The 12,660-nt window shown below is 51.4% G+C and carries 8 protein-coding genes; 5 read left to right on the top strand and 3 right to left on the bottom strand.

Going from position 1 to position 12,660, the window contains the following annotated elements; all coding sequences use genetic code 11:
- Window positions 1-37: 37 nt before the first annotated feature.
- A complete protein-coding gene (locus tag BM123_RS09420; RefSeq protein ID WP_090167614.1) occupies window positions 38-1,579 on the top strand; it encodes a sodium:solute symporter family protein in 1,542 nt (513 codons plus the stop codon).
- A 127-nt stretch (window positions 1,580-1,706) separates the two neighbouring features.
- Here the strand turns inward: BM123_RS09420 and zwf are convergent, their stop codons facing one another.
- A complete protein-coding gene (gene zwf / locus BM123_RS09415; protein ID WP_090167612.1) occupies window positions 1,707-3,239 on the bottom strand; it encodes a glucose-6-phosphate dehydrogenase in 1,533 nt (510 codons plus the stop codon).
- Window positions 3,240-3,405: 166 nt separating this feature from the next.
- Between zwf and BM123_RS09410 the strand changes: the two genes are divergently transcribed.
- Genes BM123_RS09410 through BM123_RS09400 form a run of 3 tightly spaced genes read left to right on the top strand, consistent with a single transcriptional unit; the run spans window position 3,406 to window position 6,578 of the window.
- Window positions 3,406-3,849, top strand: coding sequence for an RpiB/LacA/LacB family sugar-phosphate isomerase (locus BM123_RS09410; protein ID WP_090167700.1), 444 nt, complete (start codon window positions 3,406-3,408; stop codon window positions 3,847-3,849).
- Between the two features lie 20 nt (window positions 3,850-3,869).
- Window positions 3,870-5,219, top strand: coding sequence for a hypothetical protein (locus BM123_RS09405; RefSeq protein WP_090167610.1), 1,350 nt, complete (start codon window positions 3,870-3,872; stop codon window positions 5,217-5,219).
- Window positions 5,220-5,222: 3 nt separating this feature from the next.
- The gene (locus BM123_RS09400; RefSeq protein WP_139211825.1) at window positions 5,223-6,578 is read left to right on the top strand and encodes a hypothetical protein; all 1,356 of its coding nucleotides are present in this window, start codon (window positions 5,223-5,225) and stop codon (window positions 6,576-6,578) included.
- Window positions 6,579-6,910: 332 nt separating this feature from the next.
- Here BM123_RS09400 and BM123_RS09395 read toward each other — a convergent pair whose 3' ends face one another.
- The gene (locus tag BM123_RS09395; protein ID WP_090167606.1) at window positions 6,911-9,532 is read right to left on the bottom strand and encodes a hypothetical protein; all 2,622 of its coding nucleotides are present in this window, start codon (window positions 9,530-9,532) and stop codon (window positions 6,911-6,913) included.
- Window positions 9,533-9,541: 9 nt separating this feature from the next.
- On the bottom strand, window positions 9,542-10,396 hold the full coding sequence (locus BM123_RS09390; protein WP_090167698.1) for a GLPGLI family protein: 855 nt from the start codon (window positions 10,394-10,396) through the stop codon (window positions 9,542-9,544).
- 837 nt (window positions 10,397-11,233) lie between these two features.
- Between BM123_RS09390 and gndA the strand changes: the two genes are divergently transcribed.
- Window positions 11,234-12,646, top strand: a complete 1,413-nt coding sequence (gndA, locus tag BM123_RS09385) for an NADP-dependent phosphogluconate dehydrogenase (RefSeq protein WP_090167605.1) — start codon at window positions 11,234-11,236, stop codon at window positions 12,644-12,646.
- Window positions 12,647-12,660: the final 14 nt, after the last annotated feature.

The following is a 12,660-nucleotide window of genomic DNA, read 5'->3' as shown; positions in this document are numbered from 1 at the left end:
TCTGGCCATTCAAAAAAAGAAAAATTTTATTAACTGCATGGACTATTTGCAGGAGCACTTTTTCACCCTTTTCCTCACCTTGCTCTACGTTGGCGGCTGCCTCTATGTAGGATGGCACTTCAAAAAACAGGCTTCTGCCGGGGTAGCAGATTACTACGTCGCTAAACGTAAGATTCCCGGTTGGGTTATCTCACTTGCCTTCTTTTCCACCTCGGCCAGCACCAATACTTACATCGGGCAGGCAGGCAAATCTTTTCAGTATGGACTGAGTTGGGCCTGGATGGGCTTCATCTGGACGGTCTTCTGCATCATTTCCTGGCAGTTACTCGGCCCCAGAATGCGGTTACATACCGCCCGGCTGCAGTCTTTCACCATCCCCGACTACTTCCACCTCCGCTATCAGAGCAGCCTGGCCAGATACATCCGGCTGCTATCAGCCGTCATTATTTTATTTGCTACCATATGGTACATGGCGGGCATTGCCAAAGGATGTGCCGTAGTACTCGAAACCGTCCTTGATGTCCCATATCTCTGGGGTGCAGCTGCGATTTTGTTCATCACCTGCGCTTATACGATCTGGGGAGGTATGTATTCTGTTCTGTGGACGGATGCTATCCAGGGCATTATCATGTTTGGTGTGGCGATCCTTATGCTGACTTTACCCTTCATCTTCGTCGGAGGTGTGGAAGAATTGTTCATCGTCATCAGCCAGACCGACCATCCAACGAAGGGCGGAGAACCGATGGGTAACGGGCTGGTCACCTTCGGCCATTTAGTCTCTTTTCTGTACATCCTCGGCATCGGGCTTTCCATCGGGATGAAGCAGATCTCCGAGCCCAAAAACCTCATTCGATTTTACTCCGTAGACAACGCCAAAAGCATGCGGTTTGCCATGATCTGGACACCGGTCTTTCTGGGCGTCTCCCTTATTTGCGTCATGGGCCTGGGAGCATTAGTACACGGTATGGTTAATCAGGAAGAAGCCGCCTACCTGATTCAGGACACCGACAAGGTGATTGGCTTCATGCTGGATAAATTTGACAACAAAATTGTCAGCGGTATCTGTGTAGCCGGTCTGTTTGCTGCGGGAATGTCTTCCCTCGCCTCCGTCATCATCATTATCGGCACCGCCATGGTGAAAGACATTTGGCACGTGCTGCGGCCGATGGAGGAGAACAAACTCATCCCCCGCACGAAGTGGGCCATGTTCGCCTACTGTGTTTTTACCTTTTTCCTGGTGTGGCTGCTGTCCGTTTATCCGATTGCGGGTATCGTAGAACTGACGGCTTTTGCCGGTGCCGTTTTTGCCGCCAGTTTCTTTCCGGGTATTTTCGGAGGCCTGTACTTACGATGGGGCACAGATGCAGGTGCCATGGCAAGTATGGTGGCAGGGATGGTGGTTAACGTCGTCTGGCGATTAGCCTTCCGGTTTAATTACGAGTCATTACGCGACGTGCACGAGATCATCCCGGCATTCCTGATGTCCTTTCTGGTTTACGTCATCGTTAGTAAGCTCACCCCAAAGAGAGTCCCGGGCAAAGCGTATCTGGAGATGGTCTTTGGGAAGGGAGAGGAATAAGAAATAAGGCGAATTTCCGGATGAGGTACTGTGGACAGTACCTCATCCAGGGCTTCCACTGCTTTACAAGCTCCCATCGCACCCGCGTGCGCGCCCCCTGCTGAGCCTGCAGAAGTACCGCCATTTCTTACTGCTTCGTGTAGTGTTTTTTATCCGTCAGGGTAGCCGTAGGATTTCGCCAACCGGCCCCTTCACCGATCCAGAGCGCATCCGCCTGCAAGGGTCCCCAGCTACCTGCGGGGTAGCTGTAAATGGGCACTTCGTCGTTCTTCCAGGCTTCCAGAATCGGATCGATGAAAGCCCAGGCGGCTTCGACACTGTCTCCGCGGGCATAGAGCGTAGGCTCGCCTTTCATACAGTCCAGCAAGAGCCGGGTGTAGGCCGCCGGCACATCGTTCTTCGTCAGGTCGCGGTAGAAGAAGTCCATGTCCACATTCTTAACGCGGAAACCTTCTCCCGGTACCTTCATTCCGAACTCAAGGGCCATGCCTTCATCGGGCTGGATACGGATGATGAGCTGGTTGTCACAGCTCATAGCGTAATCATCGTACTCCGAAAAAATAGCCTGCGGGGGGTTCTTGAAAGTAATTACCACCTCCGTCAGTTTCAGCGGCAGGCATTTGCCCGTCCGCACGAAGAAAGGAACGCCCGCCCAGCGCCAGTTGTCGATGAAAAACTTCATCCCTACGTAGGTTTCAGTCTTACTGTCATCGGGTACTCCGGGGGCATCACGGTAAGCGATTTCTTTTCCTTTTTCCGTTACCCCGGCCGTGTACTGACCACGTATGACCTGATTCTTCACGTCTTTACGGGTGATGGGACGCAACGACTGGAACAACTTCAGTTTTTCGTTACGGATGCTGTGTGCATCTGCGCGGATGGGGGGCTCCATGGCTACGTGCGCCAGTACCTGCAGCAAGTGATTTTGTACCATGTCCCGCATGGCGCCACTCTCGTCGTAGTAGCCGCCACGGCTGCCAACACCAACGGTCTCTGAGGCCGTAATCTGAACAGATTGAACGTAATTACGATTCCAAAGCGGCTCAAAGAAGCCATTAGCAAAGCGTGTCACCAACAGGTTTTGCACCGTCTCTTTCCCCAGATAGTGGTCAATTCGGTAGATACTGTTTTCCTCAAAATGCGTCTGAATATCCCGATTGAGCTTAACGGCGGACTCTTCGTCGTAGCCGAAGGGCTTCTCCACGATGAGTCTGGCCCAACCTTCCTTAGTCTCGTTAAGACCCGCCTTTGCCAGTGCTGCAGGAATGGTGCTGTAGAGCTTTGGCGGGGTGGACAGATAGAAGATGTAATTCTGGCCAACCTTCAATTCTTTGTCCAGTTTTTTCAGCCTGGCCGCCAGGGCTTTAATGTCTTTCTCGCTGTCGTAAGAAGCCAGATCCTGATAAAAGAGCATTTCTGAAAACTCCTTTACCTGTTCGTCCGTAGCGTCCTTTTGATCAAAATGTTCGTTGTTGAAGACCACCTTGTCGCGGAAGGCTTCATCGGTAAAGTCCGTACGAGACGCCCCCAGCAGGGCGAAATTTTTCGGCAGATAGCCGCCACGGAAAAGATCAAAAACCGCTGGAACAAGCTTACGCTGTGCCAAATCTCCGGAAGCGCCGAAAATGACGAGAACGTGAGGATCAAGATTATTGGGCATAATGAAAAGTCATTTTGGGGCGTGTGGGCTCTGACAAAGTAACGCCAGGTATATTTATCTATCAAAGGTGACGACTTTTAGGAAGGTTTACGCCCTAATCGAAGTAATTTTGGCCCAAGTCCGTAAAATTTACGTTTTCCAAGCGGATAAATTCAACTATCTCGATATGACAATTGGCATCGCTACCGATCATGGCGGCATCGAACTCAAGCAACAAATTCAGGCTTACCTCGAAAAGAAGGGCTTCACCGTAAAGGACTTCGGAGCCTTTGAATACGATGCGGCGGATGATTTCCCGGACTTCGTCATCCCCCTGGCCCGCGCCGTTGGCGCGGGGGAAGTAGACCGGGGCATCGCCTGCTGTGGCTCGGGCGTAGGGGCCAGTATTGCGGCCAACAAGATTAAAAACGTACGGGCCTGCCTCATTAACGAGTCTTATTCCGCCGCTCAGGGCGTTGAGCACGACGATATGAATATGATCTGCCTTGGCGGGCGCGTGATCGGAATCGCGCTGGCGGAGACATTGGTAGACGCTTTTCTGGAGGCGGAGTACGCGGCGCTTCCCCGTCAGCTGCGCCGGATGGGTAAAATCGCCGATCTGGAGAAGTAATTCTTATCTTTCTCCTCGCTATGGAGGAGAGCAAACATACTCAGGAAGACAAACAGACCGCCAAGTCATGGCTGGACTATTTGCAGCAGGAAAGCTGGCAACTCGAGTTGTTGATCAGTGGTTTCGTCATCTTCTTACTCATTGGTGGGTGGCAACCGCTATCCGAGCTAGAGTACGAAGCGATGCTGCTGGCCAATACCTCCAATAGCTTCCGAACGGTAATCTTCGTTTATTACGTTCTTCGCACCGCCTATTTTTCCTTACTGATGTGCCTCTTGATTCACGTCGTTTTGCGCGGCCTCTGGATCGCAGCGGTGGGTTTACGCTCCGTTTCCGGAGAGATCGACTATGAAGCGCTAAACTTCAAAACTCGCTTCACCCAAAGGCTGAAGAGGCGAATAGGTTCTTTTGATGAGTACATCAACCGCCTGGAACGCTTCTGTAGTGTTGCTTTCACTATTGCTTTCCTGATCCTTTTCTGTTTTCTCTCCTTAGTAAGCTGGTCGTTGGTAGCCATTGTCCTCCAGCGTGGCTTCCTTTTAATCGTTGGGGGAGAATGGCAGGGCACGGGTATCCTGGGCGGGGCTGGAACGATGAGCCTGGTGGTGATACTATTCAGCTTCATCTACTTCATTGATTTCATTTCCCTTGGCTGGTTAAAAAAGCTCCGCTGGGTAAATCGCCCCTACTACTACCTCTACATTTTTATGGGCTGGGTTACCCTCGCCCGCTTTTACCGGCCGCTCTACTACAACCTGATCGACCATCGGTTTGGTCGTTACCTGGCCTTACTGCTCCCCTTCGTGATTGTACTGATTTTGGCAGGTGCTTCCATTGAACAGGTTAAATACGCCTACTTTCCGGTGATGACCGGTGATGGTAAGGTCTGGCAAGACGCCAATAATTACGACGACGAAGAAGGCAACGATTTCAACCGCATCTGGCGGACAAGCCTAAAGAGCAGATATGCCTCTCCCAGCGGTTGGATCGAAGCCTTCGTTCCCTATATCCCCGTAAATGATGACCCGCGCTTACTCCTCATCGACCCTACGCTGGACGTAAGCCAATACACCGGCACTAAGCTCAATGGGGCTTTCACGATCGGTCAACGAAGTAACCCCGATGCGGACTATGAACGCATTCTCAACGCCTTCAGGAAGAAAACCCGGCTGTACATTAACGACAGTCTGTACCATCATGTCACTCCGCTCTTTCACTTTCATAATCAGCGAAAGCAACCGGGTACCTCCTACATGATCCCGGTACATGATCTCCCGCCTGGCCGCCACGAGCTTTTAATCAAAACCAGAATCATTTCGGGAGATACGCTCCGGTGGAGCGACGGGCGCACTATTTACTTCTACAAATAAGCTATGCTGCCAATGGAAGAAAAGAAGAAACGTCTCACCAACTGGCTGAATACCATCCAGCAAGACAGCTGGCAGCTCGAACTTATCATTAGTGGGGTGGTAATCTTCCTCCTGATCGGGGCCTACGGGCCAATTGTTGACTATCAAAGACCTTTACTGATCAAGGTGATTGGCGGCAACATGGCGAGCCAGTTGTTTGCCGTAGGGTATTTCATTCTCCTCATCTCCTACTTTACCCTGCTGGCATCTTTCCTCTTGCATTTACTGTTGCGGGGGCTATGGATCGGGGCTATCGGGCTGCGCTCTGTTTCGGATGACTTTGACTTTGAAGTACTGAATTTTCAGCCCAGATTTGATGGCTGGCTACGCCGACGGCTAGGCTCATTTGACGACTACATCGAGCGCTTAGAGAATCAGTGCAGCATTGCCTTCTCTCTTTCCTTCCTGCTTTTTTTCTGTGTCATAAGCCTCGGAACCTACCTGCTGTTTGTGGGCATGATCAACCAGTTGATTGTACTACTCAACGGTGGATTTCCGGAGTCTGGATCCCTGGCTTTTTTCGCCCTTCAGTTCGTTGCGCTGATGGGCTACCTGCTGGGCGGGGTATACTTTGTTGACTTTGTAACCTTCGGGTGGATAAAAAAACGAAAGTGGCTGCAAAGAATCTACTTCCCCTTTTATCGCTTCATGGGCTGGGTTACGCTGGCTCGCTTCTATCGCCCCTTTTACTATAATCTGATCGACCTGCCCTTTGGTCGAAAACTCGTTCGCTGGCTTTGGGTCATCATTCTGGCGGGGCTTTGTGTGAGCTCTTTAGTGCTGGTCCGCAATATTTATTTCCCGCTGCAAAACAGGGACGGCGCAGACCGGGTCAACCCGGGTAACTACGAAGAGAATTTCATTGCCCGACCAGGGTTTGATGCGGAAACCGTTATTCAGGCGACCATCGGGGAACGCATTCTTACCAGGGATTATCTGGATGTTTTCGTTCCCTACATCGGGCAGATGGACAATCGCCGCATAGAAAAGAAGTTTCCCGGGCTGGAGCCGGCCAGAATCCACAGTTTCGTGCTGGAAGGGATTGTGGGAATCGGTGACCAGGAAAACGACAAAGCGGATATGGACAGCCTTTTGCTGGCCTTTACGAGCGGCTTGCAGCTGTACGTAGACGATAGTTTGGTGGTGGCACCGAGCTGGCGGTTTTATCATCACCCGAAGCGGGAGCAGCCGGGACTCTTGTATACCATGCCGACATACCAGTTGGGCAGAGGGGAGCATTTGCTGAAAATCCGGAAAGAACGGGTGGTGAGCGACAGCCTCGTCTGGCGGGACAATGCCTTCATCTATTTCTACCATTAGGGCGACGGCGCGCGGGTGCCGTGAAGGGGTAAAAGGAGCAAGGGCAAAAGCGCCGCCAGCTTACCCTTGCTTTTTTATAATCCACTTTGCACCTGCGGCTGCGCCCTGCAGTAAATGGTAATCAGGGTTTATATTCTTGGTGCTTAAATGCAGGGTGTTCCGTCTATTGGGGATGAGCCGTGACGGTTTTTTGGGGCCTTATCTGGGCTAACCGCCGGAGGCAGCTGCGAAGCAAACCCCAGACCTGTGCTACGAAGCTCTTGCGAGCTAGCTTCTAAAAACCGTCATGCCCGTAACTCAATAAAGGGAACACCCTATGCTTAAATGTACCCTCAAAGCGTGCGCTTCAGGCTCACGAATAATTGCCGGGGACGGAGCCGGAAAGAGGAAGCAGAAACCGCATACACATCAATGCCTGACCACTGATAAGTTTCCGTTCCGAGTAAGTTGCGCGCTACTAGGCGCAGCTCCCAATTATCGTCAAATACCTTGCGCTCGTAACTCATGCTGAGGAGGTTCGTCGTTGCCGTCCGATCGTCGTTACGAAAATTTTGGTAGGTGTATTGTAACCGGGTAGCTCCCCAGCCATCGGGCAACTTCTGGTAGTAACTACCCCCAAGCTTTTCCTGCCATTGCACCAGACTGGCCAGGTCACTGAAAGTGCGGACCAACTCAGGAGACAGCCGGAAAACCGCGCTGGAGAATACCTGCTCCATTTCCAATTTCAGGCTAAACTGATCGTAAAACTGACGACTTACCCGGCCATTGAGCACAATCGGGTAGTTCGCCAGGGTATACTCCGTATTCAGCCGTAATTCGAAGCCGGAACTAACGGCCCATACCAGTCGATTTCCCCAGGCATAGCGCCTCCTCGTATTTCGTTCCTGTACAAGGCTCTGGCTCTGGCCGGTGGCATCGAAGCTGGCTTCGGCGAGTAGATCAGTGGACGTAAAACCTGCGCTGAGGTTAGTCTGGTAGCGAAGAGTAGACGCCAGGTTATTCCCCCTAAAGCTTACGGACAGCTGGTGTGCCCGGGAGCGGTTCACGTCGGCAGCCGTGCGGTCAAAAAACCGGTTGCGGCGCAGGATGTAGCCCTCAAACAACTGGTTGTCGCGTTGGTAATCCAGGTTGAAGCTGTAGCCGAAGGAAAGGAATTGTCCCTTCGGGAAACGGTAGCTGTAGCCCAGGCCAGGCTTCGTCACCAAGAGGTTTTGGCGTAGGGCACCCCGTCGGAGTCGGTCTTCGTAGGAAAACAGGTCAAGGGAAAGTGGCAACGTGAGCGTCCAGAAATGACGGTCAGTTTCCCGTTTGAGCTGTTGGTAGAAATAGGGGCGCAAAATCCGCTGGCGGGTGTCGTTTTGAAATAAGGCTGCGGGTAGACGTTCAGACCCCGACCGGTCCTCCTGCAAGATAGAGCCCAGAGTTTCTCGCTCGAATTTCAGCCCCACCCGGCCGCTGGCCTGCCATCGTCCTTTCCTGGTTGCCAGGCTGGTGTACACGTTACCAGTCAGCGCTGTACGCCGGGCTGTTTGCCGGGCCGTATCCAAAGTGAGTAGAGGTAGCTCCGGCACCGAAACCACTAGTGGTGCAACGGCCAGCGCCACATCCTGCTCCTGATAGTTGAGGTTGCCCCAGAGTTGGAATGCTTTTTGTTTATGGCGTACAATGGCCTGGAAGTTTCCGTCGACCTCCCAATCTTCCTGCCCGAATTGTTCCGGAACGAACGCGCCGTTAACAACATTATCGCCCAGGGTTTCGTCCTGATTGGCTTCTACTTCCACCGTACTGTTGAGGTAAAAGCGCTTGCGGTTAATTTCGTAGAGCAGGCGGCCGTTGAGGCGGTCAATTTGTTGGCGGGCGACTAAGCTTTCGCTGAAGGTTGCCGCGTTGTTATCGTCTCGAAAAACAGTAGTGTTACCCCCCTGAAAGTCTATCGCGTCGGTAACGACAAAGCCATTCAGTTTGAACTGACTTTGGTCCTTGATTTTGCGTAAAAAGCTCAAGCTGCCGGTATATTCCTGGTTATCGAGATAGGCTTCGGTCGGTAAGCCAAAAGGTTTGCGAGCGAGGGTGGGTGACAGCAGGGGCAGGCGGAAATCCGTGTCCTCGTAAAAGTTCTGATAATCATTGGCTCGTCGCTTACCAATGTTGTTCACCGAGCCAATGGCGTTGAACTGCTGCTGGCGGGTGAAACCGAAGCCCGTTCCCTGAGCGTCGTAGAGCGCCGGGGAAAGCCCAAGGCCACCCTCCATCGTTCCCGCGAACGTAATACTGGACTTCAGACGAAGATTGATCGCCGCGTTTGGCGGCACGATGATGGAATCCAGCGCCCGGATGGGTTGGTGACGTTCCAGTATTTCAACGTCGCGGATGGCGTCTACGCTCAGGTTGCGGGTCGCGATGGCGTAGCGGCCTTCCAGTAGATCCAGCCCCTCAATGTAGAACTTGGAAATCGGTAGGTCCTCATAACTGATCTGCCCCTCTGGACTGACGGTGATGCCCGGTATGCGTTGGAGGAGCTGTTCGATGTTCTGGTCGCTTTTCTCCCGTAGCTGCGCCACGTCAAAGATCAGCGTATCGCCGCGCCGGGTTACGGCTTGCTGGGTGACTTCCATGGTGGGCAGCTCGTAAGTGCGCGGTAAGAGCTGCCAGTTGAGTTCCTGCGACCGATTGGGTAGCCACTTTCCCTCAGCGTTTTGGGTCAGGTGCTTCACTTCCACCCAGAGCGAGTCGAGGCCAGGCGGTAGGAGCAGCTGATACCTACCCTTGGAATCAGTGATCGCAAAAGCTAAAATATTCCCCTCCAACCCGTCTTTAGCCATCAGGTTGGCACCGACTAGTGGCTCGCCGCTTATTTCCGTCACTATCCCCGTCAACTGGTTTTTCTGCCCCCAAAGTGTACCGAAGTAACAGGCGGCAAAAAAGAATATCAGAAGGAGTAAGTGGTGCCGCATATGCTCGGGCTAGTTGTTTTGCTCTAATAGCAAATCGAAGCGTTTTTTAAATCCATTCTTCCTGCGGAGACGTACCTCTTCTGGCTCTTGTCCAATGAGCCCAGGTATCTTAGGGTTCTCTTTTCTTTCTTTCATGGTTTGGACAAATACCTCCCGACTAACGGGCGTACTGGCGGACAGCATAAAGTAATCATTCCAAAAGCGTTCGTGCGGTTCTAAACTTACCCGTTTAAGCGTAAAACTGTACCAATTTTGCTCGTCGCTTATTTTCACAATTAAGCCGGGCAAGCCAGCGAAAACGTAGGGACCGTCGGAAATAGGAATATCGGGGTTATACCAGGCCACGTAATTACGGCCACCATAGCATGTTGTTGCCTGATAACAGCGCATTCCGGCAAGGGTGTCCTGAACGGCAGTTAGCTGCCAGTCTTGCGCTAATGGTTGTTCAAGGTGCTGAGGAGTTAAGTCGTAGATCGACACCATTTTTGAATGACCTTTACCAAAATCTTTTATTATCCTGTATTTATCAGTATGCGGCTTTTGCCATTTTGCCATGGTGGCATCGAGTTCGTCCAATACTGCGTTAAGTTTATCCTTAGGAAGTGATGCAGTATTCAAACCAGGGTAGCGTTCTTCAAATGAGAGGATTATGGAGTCGTTAAAATGAGCGTTAAAATCTTGAAAACGTCCTTCATCACCCGCCCGTATGGCGAGGCATTCATAGCCATGGTGGTATTCGTTGGTAGAGGTATCTCTTATGTACGAAAGGTCGTAGATTAAAGCATAGTCGACTGTTTTAGTCAACTGCGCACAACAAACACTTCCAAATGCAGAGATACAAGCTAATAGGATCCATTTGGTCATAATAAATAAAATAAAAAAGTGTGGGGACGTAGCAAAAACGCTATTTCCCCACATAAATATTGTTATTAGATCATTCAGTTATCTGAATACATATTTTAAGGCGCCCCTCCGCCGCTGCCATCGCCGCATATACCCCTGATTATGTTGTAGCGTTGGACTTGAAAGGGTGGAAACCACGGACACGGACAATGTTGAAACCTAACAGTTGCTCCACAGTAAGTCCTTACAATATATTCCTCACAACCGGCTAAGCAAGGGTGAGTATCTTCCATAGGAACGGTTGAATCAACCAAGCTGTACTCACTCAGGCACAGGTTTTCTTCGCTACCATCTGTAGCAAGCGAACTGGTGTTTGTCATAGACAACCCAAAGGTCATCAACAAACTCAATAAAAATAATTTTATGAAAACAAGATTCAGGAAAGTAACAGGGCTAAAACTCAAGCTTATTCCAAAGCAGAAAATAAGAGAGAAAAATTAACATTGTTTACTCTCATTTATTAGATGCCACAATTTTAACAACAACAACAACAACAACCAAGCAATTCATAAACATTAACTTATATCGAATTTAATAAATGTGTTTTGCAAACTGAAAGTCCAATTGTTGAGTAGAAACGAAATTATTCTGTTGCAACGATTTTTTAATAAAGCCAATTCTCTTCAGGTTGTTTGCCCGGTAATCTGAACGGAAGGAATTAGCCCTACTACCTGTCTTAGTACCCCTGCTTCTCGTCCAATCTTTGCACCTGCGGCTGCGCCCAAAAACGAACAAAGCCGAAAGACTTACCTTTGCAGATAAGGGAAGTACCCCGGTAACCACAAAATATATCCAGCAATGACTCACGAACTCTACGACTTTGGCATGATTGGCCTTGGCGTTATGGGAAGAAATTTCCTCCTCAACGTCGCTGACGACGGCTTCGCCGCCCTCGGCACTGACATCAACGAAGACTCCGTAAACGCCCTCAATGAAGAAGGCGAAGGGATGAACGTCAAAGGTGTCCATACCCAAAAGGAATTCGTGAGCCTGCTGAGCACACCCCGTAAGATCATGTTACTGGTGCCCGCCGGTAAAATTGTTGATGCCGTCATTGAAGGCCTCTTACCTCTGCTCGACGAAGGAGACATCATCATCGACGGCGGCAACAGCCACTATGACGATACCAACCGCCGCTACGAGTATCTGAAGACGAAGAACATCCGCTTCCTCGGCACCGGTGTTTCCGGTGGCGCCGAAGGCGCCCGCCGCGGCCCCAGCATTATGCCTGGAGGTGACAAGTCCGCCTGGGAAGTCGTTAAGCCTATCCTCGAAACCGTTGCGGCTAAGGTGGACGGTGAGCCCTGCGTTACCTACATCGGTGAATCCAGCTCCGGCCACTACGTAAAGATGGTCCACAACGGCATCGAGTATGGTCTGATGCAACTCATTGCTGAAGCTTACGATGTACTCAAGCGCGTTGGCGGTATGAGCAACGATGACATGAGCGCCCTTTTCGACAAATGGAACAAGGGCCGCCTCAACAGCTACCTCGTTGAAATCAGCGCCGATATTCTGAAGCAGCGTGACGATGAATTAGATGGTCACCTGCTGGACGTCATCCTCGACAAAGCCAAGCAAAAGGGCACCGGTAAGTGGACAAGCCAGACGGCGATGGACCTCGGCGTCCCCGTACCAACCATTGACGCCGCCGTTACTATGCGTGGCATCTCCGCTTTCAAAGAGTTCCGGCAGGATATGTCCACGCTATATGGCGAGATCCACCCCGACGAAGTTGCTCTGAAGGGCGATGGCCTGGCTAAGGCCGTCGAAGAAGCCCTCTATTTCAGCTTCATCATCTGCTACGCCCAGGGCATGCACCTGCTGGCCGAAGCCAGCGAAGAGCTCAACTACGACCTCGACATGGAAGGCATTGCCCGCATCTGGCGTGGTGGTTGCATCATCCGTGCCGGCCTGCTGGAACAGATTCGTGGATCTTTCAGCAATCATCCAAAGCTGAAAAACATGATCTCCACCCGCCAGTTCCGCGATGAGTTGCACGGCTGTCGGGAGTCTGTGGTAGAAGTACTTCACCTCACTAACGAGCGCGGTATCTCCACTCTGTGTATGTCCTCTGCCCTCCAATACTTTGATGCTTTCCGCTCCGAGCGATTGCCGCTCAATATGGTACAGGCCCAAAGAGACTACTTCGGGTCTCATACTTACGAGCGGATCGACCAAAAAGGAATCTTCCACACTGATTGGGGCTAGGCATCCCGGTGGAA

The sequence above is a fragment of the Neolewinella agarilytica genome (genome assembly GCF_900110645.1).
In the GTDB taxonomy this organism is placed as follows: Bacteria; Bacteroidota; Bacteroidia; order Chitinophagales; family Saprospiraceae; genus Neolewinella; species Neolewinella agarilytica.
This window is presented reverse-complemented; position numbering and strand designations above follow the sequence as displayed.